Raw genomic sequence first — 22,426 nt, 5'->3', positions numbered from 1 at the left:
AGAGGCAGGAGGACCCGGTGGCCACCGCAGCCGACATCACCGCCATGCGCCGAGCGATCACGCTCGCGGCCCGCGGTCTCGGCTCCACCAGTCCCAACCCGGTCGTCGGCTGTGTCGTCCTCGACGCCGCGGGACACCAGGTCGGGGAAGGATTCCACCAGCGCGCCGGCGGGCCGCACGCCGAGATCCACGCCCTGCGCGCCGCAGGCGACGGAGCCCGGGGCGGCACCGCCTACGTCACCCTCGAACCCTGCAACCACACCGGCCGCACCGGCCCCTGCGCCCAGGCCCTCGTCGAGGCCGGTGTCGCCCGGGTCGTCTACGCGGTCGGTGACCCGAACCCGCAGGCCACCGGTGGTGCGGACACCCTGCGCGCGGCCGGGATCAAGGCCGAGCAGGGGCTACTGGCGGACGAGGCCGCGGCGGGCAACACGGCCTGGCTGACCTCGGTGCGCCTCGGCCGCCCGTACGTCCTGTGGAAGTACGCGGCGACCCTGGACGGCCGGATCGCGGCCGCCGATGCCACCAGCCGCTGGATCACCTCTCCCGAATCCCGCGCCGACGTCCACCGGCTGCGCGCCGAGGCCGACGCGGTCGTGGTCGGCTCCGGCACCGCCCGTACCGACGATCCCCAGCTCGGTGCACGGGGCGTCGAAGGCGCCGTGCAGCCCCTGCGGGTGGTCGTGGACACCGACGCCACCGCCGTACGCCCCGGTGCCCGGGTGCTCGACGACACCGCGCCCACGCTGATCGCCGTCGCCGACGACGCCGACACCCGCCGTCTCCCCGAAGGGGCCGTCCTGCGGCTGCCGCGCGCCGCCACCGGCCCCGGCCTGGACATCCCGGCCCTGCTCGCCGCCCTGTACGGGCGCGGCATCCGCTCCGTACTCCTCGAAGGCGGCCCGACCCTGGCCGGGTCGTTCGTCGCCGCGGGAACGGTCGACAAGGTCGTCGGCTATCTCGCACCCGTACTGCTCGGCGCCGGCCCCGCGGCCCTCGCCGACGCCGGAATCTCCACCATCTCCGAGGCGCTGCGCCTCGATGTGACCGAGACCGTCCGTATCGGCCCCGATCTGCGCCTCACCGCCGTCCCCGGCCCTGCCCGGAAGGGAAACTGAGTGTTCACCGGAATTGTCGAAGAACTGGGTGAAGTCACCGCCGTCGAGGAACTCGGCGACGCCTCCCGCTTCCGCCTGCGCGGTCCCGTGGTCACCGAAGGCGCCAAACACGGCGACTCCATCGCCGTCAACGGCGTCTGCCTCACCGTCGTCGACCTCGGCGACGGCGAGTTCACCGCCGACGTGATGGCCGAGACCCTGAACCGGTCCAGCCTCGGCGCCCTGGAAACGGGCTCCCGGGTCAACCTGGAACGCCCCATGGCGGTCGGCGGCAGGCTGGGCGGCCACATCGTCCAGGGCCATGTCGACGGCACCGGGCGCATCGTCGAGCGCAAGATCTCCGAGAACTGGGAGATCGTGAAGATCTCCCTCCCGGCGGACCTGACCCGTTACGTGGTGGAGAAGGGGTCGATCACCGTCGACGGAGTCAGCCTGACCGTCGTGGACGCCGGACCCGACTACTTCACCATCAGCCTCATCCCCACCACCCTCGCGCTGACCACGCTCGGCATCAAGGAGCCCGGCGACCCGGTCAACCTCGAGGTGGACGTCATCGCGAAGTACGTCGAGCGGCTGCTCGGCCACACTCCGCGGCAGCCCGAGGAGCCGGCGAAGTGACCGCGCTGAACTGGCTGAACTCGCAGGCGTTCACCGTCTTCGGTCAGCACATCATCTGGTCCGACATGATCGGCAACACGGTCGGTCTGATCGCGCTCACCCTGGGCTGGCTCCGCTCGATCTGGACCTGGCCCGCCCAGCTCCTGTCCGGCGCCGTCCTGGTCGCCGCCAATGTGTCCGTGCACCAGGCGGGCAGCGTCGGCAAGCAGCTCGTGGTCATCGCCGTGGCCGTCTGGGGCTGGCAGCAGTGGACCCGGGGCAGGCGACAGGCCCAGGACGGCTCCATCGCCGTACGGTTCGCCACCTGGCGCGAGCGCGGCTGCCTGCTCGGCGGCGCCGCGCTCGGCACCCTCGCCGTCGGCGGTCTGTTCACCGCGTTCCCCTCGCTCTCCTGGAGCCCGTGGGCGGACGCGTACATATTCGCCGGCACGCTCGTCGCGATGTTCGCCCAGGCCCGCGGCATGGTCGAGTTCTGGTTCGCCTGGCTGCTGGTCGACCTGGTCGGCGTACCGCTGAACTTCCACAGCGGTCTCGCCTTCTCCGGACTCATCTACGTCGTGTACGGCGCCCTCGTCCTGTGGGGCATGCGCGACTGGTGGCTGCGTTCACGGACCCCCGCTCTGGAAGGAGCCACGGCATGACTGCCCAGCCCACCTGGTTGCACCGGGACCACGGGAGCGCTGTCGAGGACCTCACGCTCGACCCCGTCGAGCAGGCCATTCGCGACATCGCCGCCGGGCGGCCCGTGGTGGTCGTCGACGACGAGGACCGGGAGAACGAGGGCGACCTCGTCCTCGCGGCCGAGAAGGCCACCCCCGAGATCGTCGCGTTCATGATGAGCGAGTGCCGCGGCCTGATCTGCGCCCCCATGGAGAACGACGAGCTGGAGCGGCTCGAACTTCCGCAGATGGTCGACCACAACACCGAGTCGATGCGCACGGCGTTCACCGTCTCCGTCGACGCCTCGGCGGCCCACGGCGTGACCACCGGCATCTCCGCCGCCGACCGGGCCGCCACCCTCCGGTTGCTGGCGGGCGGCGAGGCGGGCCCCGCCGACTTCGTACGGCCCGGTCACATCTTCCCGCTCCGCGCCCGCCCCGGCGGTGTGCTGGTCCGCAACGGCCACACCGAGGCCGCGGTCGACCTCGCCCGGCTCGCCGGGCTGCGGCCCGCCGGAGCGATCGTCGAGATCGCCGGCGAGGACGGTGTGATGCTGCGGCTGCCCCAGCTGATCCCGTTCGCCCGCAAGCACGGCCTCACGATCATCTCCATCGAGGACCTGATCGCCTACCGCCGCACCTCGGAGCCGACCGTCCGCCGCGAGGCCGAGGTGCGGCTGCCGACGGGCTTCGGCGCGTTCACCGCGTACGGCTACCGCTCCACGGCCGACGGCGTCGAGCATGTCGCGCTCGTCCACGGCGACATCGCGGACGGCGACGACGTCCTGGTGCGGATCCACTCCGAGTGCCTGACCGGCGACATCTTCCAGTCGCAGCGCTGTGACTGCGGGCCCCAGCTGCACGCCTCCATGCGACGGATCGCCGAGCGGGGCCGCGGCGTCGTCGTCTACCTGAGAGGTCACGAGGGACGCGGCATCGGCCTGCTGTCCAAGCTGCGCGCCTACGAACTCCAGGAGCGCGGCGTCGACACCCTCGACGCCAACCTGGAGCTCGGTCTGCCGGCCGACGCCCGGGACTACGCGGCCGGCGCCCAGATCCTCAAGGACCTCGGCGTCCGGAGCCTGCGGCTGATGACCAACAACCCCGACAAGACGGCCGCCGTCCTGCGGCACGGTCTGGCCGTCACCGGCCGCGAGCCGATGCCCGTCCAGGCCGGCGAACACAATCTGAGCTACCTGCGCACCAAGCGCGACCGCATGGGGCACGACCTGCCCTGGCTCGACGCCGCCCCGGTGTCGACCTGCGGCAACCAGTGAACGATCACGGAAACGAGTGGTGGGAGATACATGAGCGGCAAGGGCGCACCCGAACTGTCCGTACGCAACTGCGGTGACCTGCGCGTGGCGGTCGTCGCCGCGCAGTGGCACGAGAAGGTCATGGACGGACTCGTCGACGGCGCCCTGCGCGCCCTGCACGAGCTCGGCATCGACGAGCCGACCCTGCTCCGGGTACCCGGCAGCTTCGAACTCCCGGTGGTCGCCAAGGTCCTCGCCGGCCGGGGCTACGACGCGATCGTCGCCCTCGGAGTGATCATCCGCGGCGGCACCCCGCACTTCGAATACGTGTCCCACGGGGTCACCAACGGTCTCACCCAGGTCGCCGTCGACACCGGAGTCCCGGTCGGTTTCGGCGTGCTCACGTGCGACACCGAGGAGCAGGCGCTCGACCGGGCCGGGCTGGAAGGGTCCAACGAGGACAAGGGCCACGAAGCCGTCACCGCGGCCGTCGCCACCGCCGCCACGCTGCGCACGGTCAGCGAGCCCTGGCGCTGAGTGGAGGGGGTGGACCCCGTACCCTAAGAACCATCATGGCGAACAAAACCTTTGAAGAGCTCTTCGCCGAGCTGCAGCTCAAGGCCGCCGGCGGCGACCCCTCCACCTCCCGCACCGCCGAGCTGGTGGACAAGGGCGTCCATGCCATCGGCAAGAAGGTCGTCGAAGAGGCCGCCGAGGTCTGGATGGCCGCCGAGCACGAGAGCAAGGACGCCGCCGCCGAGGAGATCTCGCAGCTGCTGTACCACGTCCAGGTGATGATGGTCGCCCGCGGGATCTCGCTCGACGACGTCTACGCCCACCTCTGAGCACGATCTCCGCACCGCACTCCGTACGACCGCATATCGCATACCCGGACAAGACTCCCTCCTCGCAAAGGAAACCTGACCTCATGCTGCGCATCGCCGTCCCCAACAAGGGTTCACTCTCCGGGCCTGCGATGGCGATGCTCCATGAGGCCGGCTACCAGCAGCGCAAGGAGTCCAAGGAGCTCGTCCTCGTCGACCCCGAGAACGAGGTCGAGTTCTTCTACCTGCGGCCCCGCGACATCGCGATCTACGTCAGCTCCGGCCGCCTCGACATCGGCATCACCGGCCGGGACCTGCTGCTGGACTCCGGCGCCGACTCCGAGGAGATCCTCCAGCTCGGCTTCGCCCGCTCCACCTTCCGTTACGCCACCAAGCCCGGCACGGCCCAGGGCCCGCAGGACTTCGACGGCAAGACGATCGCCACCTCCTACGAGGGCATCGTCGCCAAGCACCTCGCCGATGTCGGTGTCAACGCCTCCGTCGTCCACCTCGACGGCGCGGTCGAGACGGCCATCGAACTCGGTGTCGCCCAGGTCATCGCCGACGTCGTGGAGACCGGCACCAGCCTGCGCAACGCCGGGCTCGAAGTCATCGGCGAGCCGATCATGAAGTCGGAGGCCGTCGTCATCCGGCGCACCGGCGCACCGGACGACGACCCCAAGGTGCGGCAGTTCCTCCGCCGCCTCCAGGGCGTCCTGGTCGCCCGTTCCTACGTGATGATGGACTACGACTGCCGTGTCGAGCACCTGGAGCGCGCGGTCGCCCTCACCCCGGGCCTGGAGTCGCCGACCATCTCCCCGCTGCACCACGAGGGCTGGGTCGCCGTCCGTTCCATGGTCGCCGCCCGGGAGGCCCAGCGGATCATGGACGATCTGTACGACCTCGGGGCCCGCGCCATCCTCACCACCGCCATCCACGCCTGCCGCCTCTGACGGCCGGCGACCACCGGAAGACAGAAGAAACACGATGTCCGCCCCCGCGCCCCGGCCCGAACTCCCCACACTCCCAGTCACGTTCCGGCCGACCCGAACTCGGGTGGTCCTGCTCACCGTGGGGGCGGCGATGTTCGTCGTCATCACCGTCATCGCCATGACCCTGGAACAGCTGAGCGCGGGGGAGCGGTCCAGCTTCGTCTTCACCGCGCTGCTCTTCTTCGGCGTGCTGGCGCTGCTCAGCCGCCCGAAGGTGGTCGCCCACGAGGACGGGGTGACCGTGGTCAATCTCACCCGAACGCGTCGGCTGTCCTGGGCCGAGATCCTCCGTGTCAACCTGCGCGTCGGTGACCCCTGGGTCTTTCTCGACCTGAGCGACGGGACCAGCATGCCCGCCCTCGGTATCCAGCCGGGAATCGCCAAGCAGCAGGCCATCCGCGACGCCCGCACGCTCCGCGCCCTCGCCGAGAACCGCGGCACCGGTACGGACAACGGCTGAGCCCCCTGCCCCGCAGGGCCGCTTCTTGTTTACTCTGGAGGACGGCGGCGCTCCGCGCGCCCCGCCCCGCACGAGAGGTCCATGAGGCCGGCGGGGCTTTCCTGCGACCCAAGGAGTGACTCCTTCCAGCAATGGACGGATCGTCCGGTAGTACCTGCGCCGCCCCTTCCCCGGAGGCGGCGGAATGACCATCCCCCTGCTGCTGCTCGGCGCAGCGTTCCTTCTCATCCTCGCCAACGGATTCTTCGTGGCAGCCGAATTCGGGCTCGTCACGGTGGAGCGGCCGGACGCCGAGCGCGCCGCCGCAGCGGGCGACCGGCGGTCCCGCACCGTCGTCGAAGCCCTGCGTGAACTCTCCTTCCAGCTCTCCGGCACCCAGCTCGGCATCACCATCACCTCGCTGGTGGTCGGCATGCTCGCCGAACCGGCACTGGCCCAGCTGCTGGACGGCCCCCTCACCGCCACCGGTCTGCCCGACGGTGCCGTGTCCGGCATCAGCGTGGTGATCGGGATGATGGTGGCCTCCGCCGTACAGATGGTCATCGGCGAACTCGTGCCGAAGAACTGGGCGGTCTCCCGGCCGCTCCAGGTCGCCCGGTTCGTGGCCGGCCCCCAGCACCGGTTCTCCGCCGCTCTCCGGCCGGTGATCAGCCTGCTGAACACCGTCGCCAACCGGATGGTCCGGCTGCTGGGCGTCGAACCCACCGATGAGCTGGCCTCCGCCCGCACCCCCGGGGAGCTGGTCTCCCTGGCCCGCCACTCGGCCGAGGCCGGCACCCTCGAACAGGACACCGCGGATCTCTTCGTACGGACCCTGTCGCTCGCCGGACTGACCGCCCAGCACGTCATGACCCCGCGAGTGAAGGTCAGCGCCCTGCAGTCCTCGGCGACCGCGCAGGATGTCCTCAACCTCACCCGCGCGACCGGCCTCTCCCGCTTCCCCGTCTACCGGGAGCGCATCGACGAGGTCATCGGCATGATCCACCTCAAGGACGCGCTCGCCGTGCCTGCCCAGGACCGGCTGCGCACCTCGGCCGGCCGGATCGCCGTACCGCCGCTGCTGGTGCCTGAGACCCTGCCCGTCGAACAGCTGCTCCAGCGGCTGCGCAACGAGCAGCCGATCGCCGTCGTGGTCGACGAGTACGGCGGCACCGCCGGAGTGGTCACCCTTGAGGACATCATCGAGGAGCTCGTCGGCGAGGTCCGGGACGAGCACGACGCCGAAGGCGCCGACCGGCCCGAACTGGCTGCCGCCGCTCCGGAGGACGGCCGCCCGGCCTGGGACGCCGAGGGCAGCTGCCGGGTCCTGACCCTGCGCCGGATAGGACTCGACGTACCCGACGGCCCGTACGAGACCGTGGCCGGACTCGTCGCCGATCTGCTGGGACGCATCCCCGCCCCCGGTGACCGGGCCGAACTGCCCGGCTGGCGGATCTCCGTCCGCCAGGTCGGCCACTACCGCGCCGAGAAGGTCCGCTTCGTGCGCACGGTGGAGGCGGCCGATCCGGTGACCGCGGCCCCGCTGTCCCAGGACGCACTGGAGGCCGTGCGATGAGCCTCGTCCAACTGCTGTTCGCCGGGCTTCTCGTGCTGGCGAACGGATTCTTCGTCGGAGCCGAGTTCGCGCTCGTCTCCGTACGGCGCAGCCAGATCGAACCGCTCGCGGCGGCCGGCTCGGGCCGGGCCCGCCGGACGCTGTACGGGCTGGAGAACCTGCCGCAGATGATGGCCGCCGCCCAGTTCGGCATCACCGTCTGCTCACTGACCCTCGGCGCCGTCGCCGAACCGACCGTGGCCCATCTGCTGGAGCCGGTCTTCCAGGCGATCCGCCTGCCCGAGGGCCTCATCCATCCGCTCGGCTACGTCCTGGCGCTGGTCTTCGTGGTCTTCCTCCACCTCGTCATCGGCGAAATGGTCCCGAAGAACCTCGCGATGGCGGCGCCGGAGAAGACCGCGCTCTGGCTCAGCCCCGGCCTCGTGGGCTTCGCCCGTGTCTGCCGCCCGGTCACCTCCGCGCTGGGCGCCTGCGCCCGGCTGGTGCTCCGGTTCTTCGGCGTCGAACCGAAGGACGAGGTGGAGGCCGTCTTCACCAGCGAGCAGCTCAACCGGCTCGTCGAGGACTCCGGTCAGGCCGGGCTGCTGGAGCCGGAGGCGCAGGAGCGGCTGGAGGACGCGCTGGAGCTGGGCAGCAGGCCCGTCACCGATGTGCTGCTCCGCCGGGCCTCACTGGTGACGGTGGACCCCTCCGTCACCCCGCGCCGGATCGAGGAGCTGACCGTACGGACCGGCTACTCGCGCTTTCCCGTGTGCGCGGAGGGCGGCGGCCCGTTCATGGGTTATCTGCACGTCAAGGACGTGCTGGACCTGGAGGACGGCGAGCGGGCCGTTCCCCAGCACGTGTGGCGGCCGATGGCGACCGTGCGGGCCGAGCTGCCCCTGGACGACGCCCTGACCGTGATGCGCCGCGCGGCGACGCATCTGGCGCAGGTCGCCGACGCGTCGGGCCGGGTCCTGGGCCTGGTCGCCATGGAGGACGTGCTGGAGATGCTGGTCGGTGAGGTACGCGACCCGGCCCACCGGGTCTCCGTACCCCGCCGGACGGCGGAGACGACCACCGGCCACGGCGAACTCACCGCATCGGTCCGCTGACCACGCCGTGCTCCGCGATGCCGGAGGGCCGACCCCGGCCCTCCGGCATCGCCCACGTCACAGCGTCGGCGGCTCCTGCGGCCCCCGGTCCACCGGCCCACGGCCGGACAGCACCTCGCCGTACGCCTGCATCAGGTCCGGCAGCCGCAGCGTGGCCAGGTCGTCCCGGCCCGGCTCGGCCGCGTAACCGGAGAGCCGCAGGTCGCGGTAGGCGCAGCTCTTCTCGTACAGTGTGCGCAGGAACCGCCCGTTGCCCAGCTCGTCGATCCAGCCCTGCTCGACCACATGGCCGCTGATGGAGCGCAGCTCCTCCAGGGACTCCTCGTCCCACGCGTCGCCGTTCTCCGCGGCCAGCACCTCACCGATCGAGGTGAGCTCCAGCGGCCGGTAGCTCGGGAAGTCCACCCGGGTGGTGAACCGTGAGGAGAGCCCCGGATTGGTGGCCAGCAGCCGGTCCATGCCTTCCGGATAGCCCGCGAGGATGACGACGAGATGGTCCCGGTTGTCCTCCGCACGTTTGAGGAGGACCTGGAGGGCCTCGTCGCCGTACGCGTCGCCCTTGCTGTAGGCGGTGTTGGAGAGGCTGTACGCCTCGTCCACGAAGAGCACCCCGCCGAGGGCCGAGTCGATCAGCTCATTCGCCTTCACGGCGGTCTGTCCGAGGAACTCGCCCACCAGATCCGCGCGCTGGGCCTCGACGAGATGGTCGCCCCCCAGCAGGCCGAGTGCGTAGAAGACCCGGCCCAGGATGCGGGCCACCGTGGTCTTACCGGTCCCGGAAGGGCCGGAGAAGACGAAATGGCGTTTGGGCGGCTGCACGGGCAACCCCTGGCCGGCCCGCAGGCGTGCCATGTTCAGTTGCGCCGACAACGCCTTGACCTGGCGCTTGACGGGCTCCAGGCCGACCATGCGCTCCAGCTCCGCCAGCGCTTCGGCGAGCAGCACCGGATCGCTGGACCCGGCGGGGAAGGGCGCCGACGGCTGACCGGGCACCGCCGTCTTCCGCCGGGTTCCGTCGGACGACGGCGGCATCCCATTGCCCACGAGCCCCGGGATCTCGCCGCCGGGCCGCAGCTCCCGACCGTCCGCCAGATCGGTGCCGAGCAGCGACTCCCCGTCCGGCTGCGCCTCCGCCACGGTGTCCGTGCCCAATCCGGCCAGGGACAGGGCGGTGAGACCGGCCTCGTCGCTGCCTTCGAGACCGTCGTAGTCCGCGATCGCGGCGAGCCGTGCCGAGGTGTCCATGAACGCGGGGTCGATCCGGTGCACCGCCCGGTAGAGCGGCAGGGCGGCCGCGCTGCGGCCGGTGCCCTCGTGCGCGCGGGCCAGCCAGTAGCGCAGCTCCTTGCGCTGCGGCTGTTCGCTCCGGCAGCGCATCAGGGCGGTGGAGAGCAGCGGTTCGGCCTGTCCGTACATCTCCAGCCGCACCCGTGCCATCCCGCCGAACAGCCCCGCCTCGATGCCGAGCATCGGATCGTCGACCAGCTGCTCGGTGTTGCGCACGAGCTGCTCCCAGTCCTTGACCAGATAGGAGCGGCAGGCGTGCAGGAAGCGCACCTGCGGGTCCGCGTCCACCGGCGGCAGGCCGGCCAGCGCGCGGTCCAGCTCGGGGACATGGCGTCCGTCCAGCCAGTGCGAGGCGTGCGCGAGGAGCAGGTCGCGCGGGCTCTCCAGCACCGGTTGCACCCACCAGCCCAGCCAGTACCAGGAGTTGAGCGTGCGCCGATGGCGGGTGCGCTGCTCGCCGAAGCGGTCGCGATGACGGTACATGCGCAGCAGCGCCGTCGTGGTGTCGATCCTCAGCGCATGGAGGCCGAGCCAGCCGTCCGCCATGCCGGGATCGATCCGTACCGCAGCCCTGAACTCCTCCTCGGCCTGTGGGTAGGCGCCCATGGTGTAGGCGTCCACGCCGCGCAGCCAGGCGAGGTCGGCCGGGGCCTGTGCGCCCTGCGTGCCGATGTCCATCTGGTCCCCCACAAACCGTGCCCCCAGGATGTCCCGCCGCACGACCCGCCCGCCGAGGCGCGCCGAATCACTGGGCCACGGACGGGAATTGACCGCACCGAGAGGCATCGTACCTGCGCAGGGAGTGTGCGACTAAGAGCGTCGTAGGCAGAAGGGAGACCGTGACCGAGGGTGAGCGGAATCCGTCGAACCGGCGTACGGGAGGGGGTGCGAGGGCAGAACGAAGCCCCCGATCACGGGGGAACAACCGGGGGCTTCGTGTCCGCGAGGGCTCCGAAAAGCCGCACATTGAGAACGTAAGACCTGTACCGCCCTCGGGTCAAGCGGAGTTGAGGTACTTCCGGGCCGATTTCCGGGCACTCAGGACGGGGGTACGACGCGCTCACGATCTGTGACGGAATGGTTCGTTCCTGCTGCTGCGCCGGGCCCCTCCAGCCACTCGTACCCCATGGGCAACTGCCGTATCAGGGCATCCGCGTGGGAGCGCGAGGGATCGGCCGAGAAGTGCTCCGCCTCGGCCGCCGTCCACCCGTCCCAGAAGGCCGAAAGGGCCGGCCCGTCCCGGCGGCGGCCCCGTGCCCAGGACTCCGCGGCGGCGAGATCCATCCACAGCAGCCGCGCCAGGTGGGGGCGGAGAGCCCTGCGGCCCGCCCCCACCCCTTCGATCAGGACCACCGGTGCGGGCTCCAGGGTGCGCGGCGCCGTGAACGTCCGCGCGGTCCAGTCGTACGGCGCGTAGTGCGCGCGCTCCCCACGTGACAACGGCCCGATCACCTGCTCCCGCAGTCGGTCCACCCAGGTGAAGAAGGACTCATGGGTGGCCAGATCGTCCAGATGCAGGACGGGGGCGCCGTCGAGCGCGGCGGCGAGGCGGGACGCGAAGGTGCTCTTCCCCGATCCCGCGTGGCCGTCGACGGCGATCAGCCGCACCGGCCCGCAGGACGGCGCCAGGGCGCGGAGCCGGGTGGCGAGGGGCGCGAGGTCGTTCATGCGCCCCAGCCTACGAGCAGTTCGGAAACAAGCGCAGGTCACGCCAGTGGATCAGACCAATATTGGTTTCCTGGCATGGGGCGAATCGCTGGCCGAATCCGGCCGTGACCCGCGATAGTTGGCGCACTGTCGTGCACCCGCAACCCCATTCCGCTTACGACCGGGGGTCTCGCCCATGAACAGACCGACCTCGCGCAGGACCGTGCTGACCGCCGCGCTCGCGGCAGCGGCCACCGCCGGTACGGTGTCGTCCGGCTCCGCGCACGCCGCCGTCCCCTCCGCCGCCCCGCCCCGCACCCCCTCGGCCGCCTCCTCCGTGGACAACCACTCCTGGCACACGTACAGGGACTGGCGCAGCGGTTCCGGCGCCGGGACGCGGGCCGTCGCGGGCCGCCGCCCCGGCCTGGTGATCGGCCACGCCGAGGGGCGCATCGACTACCCGGATCCGCACACCGGCGCGACCACCACCTGGGAGTACGCGACCTGGACCTCACCCGTCCACCGTTCCGCCGTCCCGGCGACCGAGGTGATCGCCTCGTGGAACGCCGACACCCCGGAGGGCACCTGGATCCAGATCGAACTCCAGGGTCGCTACTCGGACGCCACCTCGACACCGTGGTACGTCATGGGCCGCTGGGCGGCGGGCGACGGCGACATCCGCCGGACGTCCGTGGACGACCAGACCGACGGCAGGAGTTCCATCTGGACCGACACCTTCTCGGTGGACGACGCGGCCGGTGGGCTGCGGCTGGACTCCTACCGGCTGCGGCTCACACTCCACCGCACACCGGGGACCCGTCTCACCCCCACCGTGTGGCGGATCGGCGCGATGGCGTCCGACATCCCGGACCGCTTCACCGTGCCCGCAACCGCCCCCGGCCTCACTCGGGAACTCCTGGTGCCGCGCTACTCGCAGAACATCCACGCGGGCCAGTACCCGGAGTACGACAACGGCGGCGAGGCCTGGTGCAGCCCCACCTCCTCGCAGATGATCATCGAGTACTGGGGACGGCGGCCCACCGCCGAGGACCTCGCCTGGGTGGAGCCGGGGCTGGCCGACCCGCAGGTCTGTCATGCCGCGCGGTTCACGTACGACTACCAGTACGAGGGCTGCGGCAACTGGCCGTTCAACGCCGCGTACGCGGCGACGTACCACGGCATGAGCGCGGTCGTGACCCGGCTCGGCTCGCTGACGGACCTGGAGACGCTGATCCGGGCGGGCATTCCGGCCATAACGTCACAGTCCTTCCTCAAGGGGGAGCTCACCGGCGCGGGGTACGGGACCTCCGGCCATCTGATGACCGTGATCGGATTCACCGCGGACGGTGACGTGATCGCGAACGACCCCGCCTCGCCGAACGACGAGGCCGTGCGCCGGGTCTACCAGCGCCGGGAGTGGGAGAACATCTGGCTCCGGACCAAGCGCTACGACGCGAACGGCAAGGTCAGAAGCGGTACCGGCGGGGTCTGCTATCTCTACTGGCCCGCTCGTCCGACACCGGTTCAGCGCCGGGTTCTGAGGTCGTTCGGCCTGCTGTGAGCATGTGCGGTGCCACGGCCGCCTCGCCCACCTGACGGCAGCGTTCCCGGCCGTCCTGGGTGAGGTGGCCGTACTTGTCCACCGTGACCTTGATCGAGCGATGCCCGAGCCGGTGAGACACTTCGTGGATGGACATGCCGCTCGTCAAGGTCACGGTGGTCCATGTGTGTCGCAAGTCGTGCGGGTTGTATTCGGGAAGCCTGAGCCGCCTGACGGCCCGATCCCACGACCTGCGCAGGAGATCGAGGTATGGCGATCCGCCGTTTGCGTCGCGGATCGGAAGTCGATCGATGAACGGCTCAAGGGAAGCGGGCGCGGGGACAGCCCTTGGCTGAGAACGCGAGCCCGTGATCCGCAGCGTCCTCGAACGCGCCGCCCCTACGTGCCTTGATCCCGATGGAATGGGTAGGTCGGTGCACGTGTTGAAACAGGCATGACGACCGATCAGCGCACGATCACCAACCCAGCCGCCCTCCATGACCCGACGCCGTTTGGCTACAGCCACGCTGTCTCGGCGCCCGGCGAAGCCGTCTTCATCGGCGGTCAGTACGCCTCCGACGCCACCGGTGCTCCTGTGCCCGGTGATTTCGCGGCCCAGGTGGACCTGGCGTTCGACCGGCTGTGCTCCGCGCTGGAGGGGGTCGGCCTTGGGTACGAGCACGTGGTCCGCCTCGGTACCTTCATCGTCGACCACGACCTGGACAAGCTGGAGATCCTCGGCAAGGCGCTGCACGCCCGTTTCGGCGACAAGCTGCCGGCCCAGACACTGAGCGGCGTGGCCTCGCTCGCACTGCCGGGGATGCTGTTCGAGGTTGATGCAGTGGCGATACGGCCGTAGCGGATCATCCGCCACTCCCAGAGGAAGGCTGAAGGTCTGCTGGCGTCAAGCCGTTGTCATGTACAAGATCAAGATGCCGCGCCTCTGCGTGGCCGTCGCCGACCGCCTCACCTTTGGCTGCCTATCCTCAAGACCGGCACCGGCTCCGACCGACTCGCCACCCCCCGCACCCGCGCGGACCGACAACTGGCCACGTCCTTCGCTCACCGGCCCAGGGTCCGGTACCCGGCATGATGCAGGCATGATCACTGTTCATCTGAAGTACGAGATCGACGCCGACAAGCTTGAGGATTTCGAGGAATACGGCCGCCGCTGGGTCCGGCTCGTCAGCCGTTTCGGCGGGACGCACCACGGCTACTTCCTGCCGAGTGAGGGCGACAGCGACATCGCCTACGCCCTGTTCTCGTTTCCCAGCCTGGCCGCGTACGAGCAGTACCGCACGGACAGCATGTCCGACCCGGAATGCCGGGAAGCGTTCGAACTGGCCCGTGACACCCGCTGCATCAAACGGTACGAGCGCCGCTTCCTGCGACCGCTCGACGGCGTGTCCTAGACCGGCGGAGGCGCGGGGTGCGGTTCTGTCGTGCGGCTGTGCGCAGCGCTGCGACGGCGGCCGTGGTCGCCGGGTTCGTGGTCTCGGTGCGACGCGTCGTGGCGAACAGCAGGCGCAGGATCGGGCGATCCTCGATGGACGCTGTGCGGATCTTGGGTGTGGCCGGATCGATGGCCGTCCGGGGGACGAGCCCGGTGGCGAGGCCGGCCCGTGCGAGGGCGAGCCGGGCGGCGATGTCGGCGGTGATGCAGCGCGTCGAGGATGTGAAGCCGGCCTGCCGGCAGGCAGCGGGCCGGCCGAGCACGGACCCGAGTGCCGCGAGTTCCGGATGGACGGTGGTGGTGTCCACGCCGGAGCAGCACATCTGATCTCCTGTCACACCTGATTGCGCTGGGGATCGTGAGGCGGCATCAGCCCCTGCCGAACACCCCCCCAGGCGCCCGGCCGGAGGACCGTCATCCTCTGCGGCCGGGCGCCTGGTGCTTTGCTTGTCCGGTCAGGGGCTGGGCAGCGGCAGGCCTGGTAGTTGGGGGCGCTGCACATGCTGCCCGCCGCCGTAGATGTGCAGCGTGTACGACTCCGGCCCGCTCGCTCCCTTGGGGTGCCGTCCCCGCCGTGCAGGCGGAGCCGGCGCGGTCGCGGTGGTTGGTGCGCTTCGCTGCGGTATTCAGCCGCGACCGATCATCTTCCTGTGGTGGTGCTTGTGGTGGTGACAGCGTTTGTTGGGTTTGATGGTGGTGGGGTTGGTGGTGGTGTGGGTGGTGGTGTCGCCGCCGCCGGTGACGGTGGCGGTGTTGGTGACGTGGCGTTTTGCGTGGCAGGAGGCATTGACCTTGAGGGTGATGGGCGGGTAGCTGGTGCCTGCTGCCAGGACGTTGCTGCGGGTGCAGGTGAGGGTGGTCCGGGTGCAGTTCCATCCGGTGCCGGTGATGGTGCGGGCGGTGAGTCCTCGCGGGAGGGTGTCGTGCACGGTGACCGTGGTGCCGTCGGTGGTGCCGGGCCCGGTGTTGCGGACCGTGATGGTGTAGGTCCCCTGTTTGCCCTGGACGAATTTCCCGGTGTGGGTTTTGGCGATGGCCAGGGTGGGTGTGAGCAGCGTGTAGGAGATGATCACTTGGCCGTTGTTGTTCGCCGTCCCGATCGTGGACAGCGCATAGCTTGTGCCGGTGCCCGTCGGGGTGGCGAAGCTGCTGCCTCCTCCGCCACCGCCACCACCCGCCCGGCCGAAACCGCTGGAGCCGGGGGAGGAGGCCCCTCCTCCACCACCGGCGAAGTACCCTCCGCCTCCGCCTCCCCCGGCCCCGGCGGCCACGCAGTTGCCGCCGGTGTTGTTGCCGCCGGTGCCGCCGGTGCCGACCGTGGTGCCTGTGAAGCCGCTTCCTGGGCCACCTGCGGCGGGCGTGCAGCCTCCAGTGGCGGTGCCCGGCGCACCGCCGGTGCCGCCGGTCATGGTGGTGGTGCTGCCGCCTTGCCCGCCGGATCCTGGCGAACCACCACTATCGAATCCTCCGGTGGTGCCGGCGGTGGCATCCGGTGTGCCACCGTTGCCCCCGTTTCCCCCCGCGGTTGTGCCGGCGAAGGGGGTGCCGCCGCCGGCGCCGGCGCCGCCGGCGACGAGGAGGAGGCCGGTGCCGGTGCTGACGCTGGACGCCCCGCCTCCTCCGGAACCGTGCCGGAAAGAGCCCGTGGGGTTGCTCGAGATGCCGCCCGGGGCGCCGCCGTTGTATCCGCCGGCGCCGGTTCCGTTGCAGCCTTTGCCGCCGGTGCCGCCGACGTTGACGGTGAAGGCCGTCGGGGCGGTGGTTGCCGGCAGTGTGGTGATGACGCGTCCGCCGGTCCCTCCGGCCCCGGTGAACCCGCAGACGGTGCCGGTGTTGTCGGCGCCGCCGGCGCCGTCGGCGGTAATCGTGACCACCGCGTTTGCTGGGACGGTGAGGCTCTGCGGGGTCCCGGTGAAGCCGAAGGTGAACGATGGGTCAGTCCCTCGTGCCCGCACCGGGGCGGTGGCCGGCTTGGCCCCCGCCGGTGCGGCGGTCGCGGGGGTCAGTGCGGTGCCGGACAGCACCACGCACAGTCCCGCCGCCACCCCTGCGCGCCGCCACTGCTGACGAGTGCCGACGCCTGTGTGGGCTTGGCCTCGTCTCATCCGCACTCCTGAGGGGGGTCGTTTGGGGGCGTGATGTCTGGTCACCGATGTCTCCTGACGTCCTGGCTCGAGGTGGGGTCTCTTTCCGCCCGCCGTGTGGCGGCGAGGGGACCACAATCTGATCACCCACTGTTAACGTACATGCGCAATGAGTGATTACATGGATGGTGCTCCGACCTGGTGACGTGTCATCCAGGCCTGGGGTTCGAGCTGGGTCCTCCCGGGCCACGCTCTACAACCACTTCCCCACCCGGGAGAACCTGCTCCAGGCGTACATGCGCCGCGAGACCCAGCACATCCACCGGACCGTCCACGGGCACGTCCGCACCCTCACCGATCGTGCGGACGCCCTCATCGCGGGGATGTGCAGGCTGCTGGACCAGGTACGCAGTCACCCGGCGCAGGCCGAGTGGTTTGCGGCGACGGAATGGATCAACCGGATCGCGGTGTCCTTCCTCAGCTTTTCCGCCCCCGCACCGCGCACGGACGCCGAAGAAGGCCCCGCCCTGCGCTGGTATCTGCTGCGCCATCACTGACCAGGCATACGGATGTGATCGCCCAGTTTTCTCCCGACTCAGCGCTTATGCGTTCGCAACGCCCAGGAAGCGCAGGACCGCCAGGACGCGGCGGTGGTCGGCGTCTGCCTTGGGCAGGTCGAGCTTGGTGAAGATGCTGTTGATGTGCTTGGCGACGGCGCTCTCGCTCACCACCAGCTCGGCGGCGATGCCGGAGTTGGACCGGCCTCCCGCCATCAGCTCCAGTACCTCACGTTCGCGCGGAGTGAGCCGGTCGAGTGGATCGCTGTGCCGACGCACGAGCAGCTGCGCGACGACCTGCGGGTCGAGTGCGGTGCCGCCGGCCGCCACCCGGCGTGCTGCTTCCGTGAACTCCTCGATGTCGGCTACTCGCTGCTTGAGCAGGTAGCCGACGCCTGAGGTGTTGGCGGCGAGCAGATCGGCCGCGTACCGCTCCTCCACGTACTGCGACAGCAGCAGCACGGCGGTTGGTGGATACTGCCGGCGGATCACCAGCGCGGCGCGCACACCCTCGTCGGTGAAGCCGGGAGGCATGCGCACGTCGACCACGGCGATGTCCGGCCGGTGCTCCTCGACGGCCGCCAGCAGCCCTTCCGCGTCGGCCACTTCGGCACATACTTCGAAGCCGGCCGCTTCCAGCACCTTGACCACCCCGATCCGCAGCAAGAGGGAATCCTCGGCGATCACGGCGCGCACGGCAGCTCCACGGTGATGACGGTCGGGCCCCCGGCGGGGCTGCGGCAGGAAAACGTGCCGTCGACGGACGCGACGCGCTTGGCGAGCCCGGCGAGCCCGGTGCCGCCGGCCGCCGGGAGATCCGCGCCGCCCGCGCCGTCGTCCGCGACGACCACCAGCAGTGTCTCCCCGATCCGCTCCACGGTCACGTCCGCCCGGGTCGCCTGGGCGTGTTTGACCACGTTCGTCAGGGCTTCGGAGACCACGAAGTACGCGACGGCCTCGACCGTGGGTGAGGGGCGCTGCGGCAGGTCCACCGCCACGCGCACCGGGATCGGGAGCCGGGCGGCGACCCCGGACAGCGCGGCGTCGAGGCCGCGGTCCTCAAGGACGGCCGGATGCAGGCCGCGCACCAGGTTGTTCAGCTCGGCGATCGCCTCCTTCGCCTCGCGGTGCGCCTCGTCGATCACCTTGCGGGCGTCCTCCGGCAGGTCGCCGAGGGTGGACCTGGCCAGGCCCAGGTTGACGGCGAGTGAGACGAGGCGCTGCTGTGCGCCGTCGTGCAGGTCGCGCTCGATCCGCCGCCGCTCGGCGTCGGCGGCGTCGAGCACGCCGGCCCGGCTCTCGGCGAGGTCGGCTACCCGGCGGGCGAGCTTCTCCGTGCGGCTGGGGCCGAGCAGGACCTCGGCCGTCCGGGTCTCCAGCCGCACCAGAGCGCCGGTCAGCCGGGGCCCGAGGAACAGCAGGGCGAGGCCGCCGGCGGTGATGTACGCGGCCTGCGTGGTGTACCCGAGGTCGGTGACCCGCCACTGCGGGGGCAGCGCCCAGATCCACACGTAGATGGAGGCGGCCACGAGAGCGGCGGCCCAGACGGCGAGGACAGCGAGGTCCAGGACGGCGAGCAGCGGACCCGCCACGGCGTGGTAGCAGACCTGCCGCCACAAGGCCCGGCTGGTCAGCCGGCGCACCGCCGACTTCCAGTTGCGTCCCGGCCCGGGTACGGCGGGGCGCGGGAGGTCCTTGCCGACGAGCGCCCGGTAGCGCCGCCGCTGCCCGACGGTCAGCAGGGGTGTCACCACGAGCGTGAGCAGCACGGGCAGCGGAGTCACGGCCACCGCGCCGGGCGCGCGCACCAACGCCGCCATCGTGCCGAGCAGCCAGAGCCACAGGGGCACCACGGCGAGGTGGAGCGGCAGGCCGGCGGCGACGAGCGCGGTCCGGTGTCCCGCCCTGCGGAACGGCCGGCCCAGCACCAGCTGCGGCCACGTCGTGAGTTGCATGCGTCAAACGGTAAAGCCGCAGGCCATCCCCGTGCCATGACACCCCCGCCCGGTTCGGGGGTGCACTTATCTCCACCCCGGGTCGGAACCCTGCGTGACTGACGGCGCCCTGGTGTGCGGCGGAGGGTGGAGCACATGAAGGGGAGAGCCGACGGGGAGCGGGGGAAGACGATGCGTCAACTGGTCTTGTGCGATGAGGAAGTGGCCGGTGCCGAGGGCTTCGACCGCGCCGAGGTCATCCCGCTCCACGAAGAGGCGGAGGAGCCGCGCCCGGCGCGGGGCATGCGGCGGGCCGGGTGGCTGCTGGTCGCCTGCGGGCTCGCCCTGCTGCCGTGGCTGTACGTGCTGGCCACCGGCCTGCCGGCCACCGCGACCGCGGCGCACTGGCCGGTCGCCTGGGTCGGGCTCGACGCGCTGGAGGCGCTCGGCCTGATCGCCACCGGCCTCCTCGCCGCCCGCGGCGACCGGCGGCACGCCCTGGCAGCCGCCGCGACCGCGGCGCTGCTTGTGGTGGACGCCTGGTTCGACACCACGACCGCGGCCCCGGGCGACGACTTCGCCACCGCGGTCGCCATGGCGCTCGGCGCCGAGCTGCCGCTCGCCGCGCTGTGCGGCCGACTGGCGCTGCGGACGCTGAGCCGGCCCGCGTGACGCCGACCGCCCGACTACGTACCACGGACCGAATCGATCCACCGGAGAACACCATGCACCGCATCACCACCGCCCCTGTCGCGTCGCTGCACGTCGCCCCGCAGCTCGGGCCGGAGGGACGGCTCGATGTGCTCGACATCCAGCAGGAGATGCTCGACCACGTGATGCGCCGCGCCGTGCACGGCGGCCTGGCCAACATCACGCCGGCCCGCTCCGACGCGCGTGCACTGCCCTACGAGGACAAGACGTTCGACGCCGTGTACGCCGTCACCGCGCTCGGCGAGATCCCCGAGTCGGAGCGGGTGCTGCGTGAGGCAGCACGGGTCCTGGCACCGGGTGGGCGGCTGGTCATCGGCGAGTTCTTCGACCGGCACTGGATCTCGTTCGTGGTGGCGATGGGCGAGGTTCCCTGCACTACGCGACAAAACCCCAGCTCATCCGTGCACGTGATTGCGAACATTCACACACCCACTGCCGACCGAGCGAGATGCCATGACCACGACTGCTGCCGGAACCGCCACAGCCCCTGTCAGCCGTGCGCGGACCGGAGGTCTCGGGGACGGGCCGAAGCTGCTGAGACCGCACTGGGTTGGATCCTCGTCGTGTGATCGCCGTGTTCGTCACCCGGGCCGGCCTCATGTTGAGAAGCCGGCCCCGGTGGGTCAGGAGCGGCAGGTCACCTTCATCTGGGCGGCGGCGTGGTGGGCCTTCTCCCAGCCCTTGGACCAGTCGTCACCCCGGTCGAGCAGTTTCACCCCGATCGTGGCGCCCTTCATGGCGAAGGTGCCCGCGTCGACCCACTGGCCGCGGTGAGCCACCTGGTTGATCCTGAAACTGTTGTACTTGGTCGTACGGTCGTTGGCGTTCACCAGCACGTGATACGTCGTGGGGTGCCCGCCCACGTCCAGGATGGTGCCGCTGCTCGGGATGTAGACGGAGATCTGACAGGTACGGGCCTTTGTTCCGGGGTTCCACCACCACTTGACGCGGGCGTCGTGATCCTGGTCGGTGTCCCCGGACATGGGGACGGCGGAGTAGCTCCCGTTGCAGCCGTTGCCCGTCCAGCCGCCGGAGGAACGCGTGTTCCAGCCGTTGCTGCCGTCGCTGTAGTAACCGTCCTGCTGGAAGCCGCCGCCGGCGGGGGTGGGGCAGCCATGACCGGCCACGCCGGTGTAGACCACGGTCGACCGCGGCGCGGCCTTCTGCGTGGTGCCGGTCGATGTGCTGCCGGTGCCGCTCTTGCTGCCGGTGCCGCTCTTGCTCCCGGTCGTGGTCGTCTTCCCGCTCGTGGTCGTCTTCCCGTCCTTGGCCGGCTTCCGGTCGGGGGCGCCGACTCCTCCGGTGTCCCCGCCCTCGTTGATCGGTCCGGATCCGTGCGCACCGTCGGCGGAGGGGCCGCCGTCCTCCTCGATGCCCTTGCCGGCCGGCGAGTGCTTGCTCCGGTCCTCGCGGGGCGAGGGCGCCGCGGACGCGAACGCGCCGGGTATGTCCCCTGCGCCGGAGCCGAGAACGGTACCGGGTGCCTCGCCGTTGCCCGTGGCGCGCTTGCCGTCGTCGCCCCCGCCCGCGTGGACCAGGAACGGGATCGTCACCAGCAGGACCCCGGCGATGGCTGCGCCCGCGAGGAGCGCCTTGTTCGGACGGCCGGCCTTGTCGGGAGCCTTGGTGGCGGCGGTGGCGGTGGCGGTGATCCCCGCCTCCGCCTCGGCTTCGGCGGTGGCGGTCGCGGTCTCCGCCTCGGCGGTGGCCGGGGTTTCGGCGGTGGCGGACTGCGCGGTCGCGGGCTCGCTCCCGGCTTCCTTCTCCGCCTTCTTCCCGGCTCGCTTCTCCGCCTCGGCGCCGCCCGTCGTCGTGCTCGCGGCCCCGGACGCGGCCGTTCCCTCCGTGGGAGCGGCGGGAGCGGTCCGTACCGAGGACTCGCCCGATCCGGTGGCCTCGGCGGTGGCATGGACCTCCGCCTCGGAGGCGGCCGCGGTTTCTTCGTTCCTGGACGTGGTCATGGGGTCCTCTGGGTGACGGGACTGGTGGGGACGGTGCTGGGGGGCTCGGCGGAACTCGCGGCAGGGGAAGACCCGGTGGGGACAACGGCGTCGAGCACCTGCCGTGCGTCGAGCAACAGACGAGCGGGGCCTGCGGGATTGACGGAGATGCGGCCGTCGGCGGGGGCGATGAGCCGGACCAGTTCGGCGACAGCGACCGTATCGTGTGCCAGGGCGCCTCCGAACACCTGGTGGGGTGCCGAGGTGAAGACCGGTACCGCGGGATCCCCGTCCTCCCCGGCGACGGTCAGCGGACCGCCGTCGGGTGCCCGAAGCACCGTCACTTCCGCGCCGGCCAGGGCTGTTACGGCGTCACGCAGGAGTCCGTACCCGGTGACGGCCAGTTGTACGGCGGCGTCCACCGGGTCGGTGGGCTCCGCCCAGCCGAGGGTCAGCGGCGACGGCCGGTAGTCGTCATTGGGCTGCCACTCCACGACCTCGCCGTCGAGCCCGGAACGCCACTCCCCGGCCACCGCCCAGGGTGGCGGCGGGGCCGGATCGGACCAGCCGGGGTCGACGACGCCGAGCCAGTGGTCGGGCGCCTGCCGGGCCGCCTCGCGGATGTGGTCCGGCGCCGGCGGCAGCGGCGATCCGTCCGGCCGCACGCGCGACTCCGGCTCGTGACTCGGCTCATCGC

25 protein-coding genes are annotated in these 22,426 nt (G+C 71.0%); 16 read left to right on the top strand and 9 right to left on the bottom strand.

Features of this window, described 5'->3' with window-relative positions:
- Positions 1-17: 17 nt before the first annotated feature.
- The 10 genes from ribD (at position 18) to ACF1B9_RS28780 (ending at position 8,576) form a co-directional block, all read left to right on the top strand.
- Positions 18-1,118: a bifunctional diaminohydroxyphosphoribosylaminopyrimidine deaminase/5-amino-6-(5-phosphoribosylamino)uracil reductase RibD gene (gene ribD, locus ACF1B9_RS28825; RefSeq protein WP_391745337.1), complete on the top strand. Its 1,101-nt coding sequence runs from the start codon at positions 18-20 to the stop codon at positions 1,116-1,118.
- Entirely contained in the window at positions 1,119-1,736 is a 618-nt protein-coding gene (locus tag ACF1B9_RS28820; RefSeq protein WP_351084351.1) for a riboflavin synthase, read from the top strand.
- Positions 1,733-2,377: a nicotinamide riboside transporter PnuC gene (locus ACF1B9_RS28815; RefSeq protein WP_391745338.1), complete on the top strand. Its 645-nt coding sequence runs from the start codon at positions 1,733-1,735 to the stop codon at positions 2,375-2,377. Before ACF1B9_RS28820 ends, ACF1B9_RS28815 begins: the two co-directional genes overlap by 4 nt.
- Positions 2,374-3,672 (top strand): bifunctional 3,4-dihydroxy-2-butanone-4-phosphate synthase/GTP cyclohydrolase II, encoded by a 1,299-nt coding sequence (locus ACF1B9_RS28810; protein ID WP_391745340.1) that lies wholly within the window; start codon positions 2,374-2,376, stop codon positions 3,670-3,672. The genes ACF1B9_RS28815 and ACF1B9_RS28810 overlap by 4 nt, the downstream gene beginning before the upstream one ends.
- Before the next feature lie 30 nt (positions 3,673-3,702).
- Complete coding sequence (gene ribH, locus ACF1B9_RS28805; RefSeq protein ID WP_114243451.1) at positions 3,703-4,188, top strand: 6,7-dimethyl-8-ribityllumazine synthase; 486 nt, start codon at positions 3,703-3,705, stop codon at positions 4,186-4,188.
- A 35-nt stretch (positions 4,189-4,223) separates the two neighbouring features.
- Complete coding sequence (locus tag ACF1B9_RS28800) at positions 4,224-4,496, top strand: phosphoribosyl-ATP diphosphatase (protein ID WP_391745342.1); 273 nt, start codon at positions 4,224-4,226, stop codon at positions 4,494-4,496.
- Positions 4,497-4,579: 83 nt separating this feature from the next.
- Positions 4,580-5,428, top strand: coding sequence for an ATP phosphoribosyltransferase (gene hisG / locus ACF1B9_RS28795; RefSeq protein ID WP_361458207.1), 849 nt, complete (start codon positions 4,580-4,582; stop codon positions 5,426-5,428).
- A gap of 34 nt (positions 5,429-5,462) precedes the next feature.
- Positions 5,463-5,927: a PH domain-containing protein gene (locus tag ACF1B9_RS28790; protein ID WP_391745344.1), complete on the top strand. Its 465-nt coding sequence runs from the start codon at positions 5,463-5,465 to the stop codon at positions 5,925-5,927.
- Positions 5,928-6,111: 184 nt separating this feature from the next.
- Positions 6,112-7,482: a hemolysin family protein gene (locus ACF1B9_RS28785; protein WP_391745345.1), complete on the top strand. Its 1,371-nt coding sequence runs from the start codon at positions 6,112-6,114 to the stop codon at positions 7,480-7,482.
- Positions 7,479-8,576: a hemolysin family protein gene (locus tag ACF1B9_RS28780; RefSeq protein WP_391745347.1), complete on the top strand. Its 1,098-nt coding sequence runs from the start codon at positions 7,479-7,481 to the stop codon at positions 8,574-8,576. The genes ACF1B9_RS28785 and ACF1B9_RS28780 overlap by 4 nt, the downstream gene beginning before the upstream one ends.
- Before the next feature lie 57 nt (positions 8,577-8,633).
- On the opposite strand, the gene ACF1B9_RS28775 is transcribed toward ACF1B9_RS28780, so the two are convergent.
- Positions 8,634-10,541: an AAA family ATPase gene (locus ACF1B9_RS28775; RefSeq protein WP_391745348.1), complete on the bottom strand. Its 1,908-nt coding sequence runs from the start codon at positions 10,539-10,541 to the stop codon at positions 8,634-8,636.
- A 360-nt stretch (positions 10,542-10,901) separates the two neighbouring features.
- Positions 10,902-11,531 (bottom strand): uridine kinase, encoded by a 630-nt coding sequence (locus ACF1B9_RS28770; RefSeq protein WP_391745349.1) that lies wholly within the window; start codon positions 11,529-11,531, stop codon positions 10,902-10,904.
- 175 nt (positions 11,532-11,706) lie between these two features.
- Between ACF1B9_RS28770 and ACF1B9_RS28765 the strand changes: the two genes are divergently transcribed.
- Positions 11,707-13,071, top strand: coding sequence for a peptidase C39 family protein (locus ACF1B9_RS28765; RefSeq protein ID WP_391745350.1), 1,365 nt, complete (start codon positions 11,707-11,709; stop codon positions 13,069-13,071).
- On the opposite strand, the gene ACF1B9_RS28760 is transcribed toward ACF1B9_RS28765, so the two are convergent.
- Positions 12,977-13,549 carry a tyrosine-type recombinase/integrase gene (locus ACF1B9_RS28760; protein WP_391745352.1) on the bottom strand — a complete coding sequence of 191 codons (573 nt, stop codon included), beginning with the start codon at positions 13,547-13,549 and terminating at the stop codon, positions 12,977-12,979. The two genes, ACF1B9_RS28765 and ACF1B9_RS28760, sit on opposite strands and share 95 nt — an antisense overlap.
- Here ACF1B9_RS28760 and ACF1B9_RS28755 point away from each other — a divergent pair.
- The gene (locus tag ACF1B9_RS28755; RefSeq protein WP_391745353.1) at positions 13,505-13,909 is read left to right on the top strand and encodes a RidA family protein; all 405 of its coding nucleotides are present in this window, start codon (positions 13,505-13,507) and stop codon (positions 13,907-13,909) included. The genes ACF1B9_RS28760 and ACF1B9_RS28755 overlap by 45 nt on opposite strands.
- Before the next feature lie 241 nt (positions 13,910-14,150).
- Positions 14,151-14,462 carry an NIPSNAP family protein gene (locus tag ACF1B9_RS28750; protein WP_391745355.1) on the top strand — a complete coding sequence of 104 codons (312 nt, stop codon included), beginning with the start codon at positions 14,151-14,153 and terminating at the stop codon, positions 14,460-14,462.
- On the opposite strand, the gene ACF1B9_RS28745 is transcribed toward ACF1B9_RS28750, so the two are convergent.
- Positions 14,413-14,811, bottom strand: coding sequence for a LysR substrate-binding domain-containing protein (locus ACF1B9_RS28745; protein WP_391745356.1), 399 nt, complete (start codon positions 14,809-14,811; stop codon positions 14,413-14,415). The two genes, ACF1B9_RS28750 and ACF1B9_RS28745, sit on opposite strands and share 50 nt — an antisense overlap.
- A 318-nt stretch (positions 14,812-15,129) precedes the next feature.
- Complete coding sequence (locus ACF1B9_RS28740) at positions 15,130-16,608, bottom strand: hypothetical protein (RefSeq protein WP_391745358.1); 1,479 nt, start codon at positions 16,606-16,608, stop codon at positions 15,130-15,132.
- Between the two features lie 185 nt (positions 16,609-16,793).
- On the opposite strand from ACF1B9_RS28740, the gene ACF1B9_RS28735 reads away from it, so the two are divergent.
- Positions 16,794-17,144, top strand: a complete 351-nt coding sequence (locus tag ACF1B9_RS28735) for a TetR/AcrR family transcriptional regulator (protein ID WP_391745359.1) — start codon at positions 16,794-16,796, stop codon at positions 17,142-17,144.
- A gap of 45 nt (positions 17,145-17,189) precedes the next feature.
- On the opposite strand, the gene ACF1B9_RS28730 is transcribed toward ACF1B9_RS28735, so the two are convergent.
- Complete coding sequence (locus ACF1B9_RS28730) at positions 17,190-17,840, bottom strand: response regulator (RefSeq protein ID WP_391745361.1); 651 nt, start codon at positions 17,838-17,840, stop codon at positions 17,190-17,192.
- Entirely contained in the window at positions 17,828-19,099 is a 1,272-nt protein-coding gene (locus ACF1B9_RS28725; RefSeq protein ID WP_391745362.1) for a histidine kinase, read from the bottom strand. Before ACF1B9_RS28725 ends, ACF1B9_RS28730 begins: the two co-directional genes overlap by 13 nt.
- Positions 19,100-19,234: 135 nt before the next feature.
- Here ACF1B9_RS28725 and ACF1B9_RS28720 point away from each other — a divergent pair, with 135 nt between their 5' ends.
- Together ACF1B9_RS28720 and ACF1B9_RS28715 are read left to right on the top strand one after the other, a co-directional pair.
- A complete protein-coding gene (locus ACF1B9_RS28720; protein WP_391745364.1) occupies positions 19,235-19,750 on the top strand; it encodes a hypothetical protein in 516 nt (171 codons plus the stop codon).
- Between the two features lie 53 nt (positions 19,751-19,803).
- The gene (locus tag ACF1B9_RS28715) at positions 19,804-20,358 is read left to right on the top strand and encodes a class I SAM-dependent methyltransferase (protein WP_391745365.1); all 555 of its coding nucleotides are present in this window, start codon (positions 19,804-19,806) and stop codon (positions 20,356-20,358) included.
- A gap of 54 nt (positions 20,359-20,412) precedes the next feature.
- Here the strand turns inward: ACF1B9_RS28715 and ACF1B9_RS28710 are convergent, their stop codons facing one another.
- Positions 20,413-21,750 (bottom strand): hypothetical protein, encoded by a 1,338-nt coding sequence (locus ACF1B9_RS28710; RefSeq protein ID WP_391745367.1) that lies wholly within the window; start codon positions 21,748-21,750, stop codon positions 20,413-20,415.
- Positions 21,747-22,394 (bottom strand): type VII secretion system-associated protein, encoded by a 648-nt coding sequence (locus ACF1B9_RS28705; protein ID WP_391745368.1) that lies wholly within the window; start codon positions 22,392-22,394, stop codon positions 21,747-21,749. The genes ACF1B9_RS28710 and ACF1B9_RS28705 overlap by 4 nt, the downstream gene beginning before the upstream one ends.
- Positions 22,395-22,426: the final 32 nt, after the last annotated feature.

This window comes from Streptomyces sp. NPDC014727 (assembly GCF_043083485.1).
In the GTDB taxonomy this organism is placed as follows: domain Bacteria; phylum Actinomycetota; class Actinomycetes; order Streptomycetales; family Streptomycetaceae; genus Streptomyces.
This window is presented reverse-complemented; position numbering and strand designations above follow the sequence as displayed.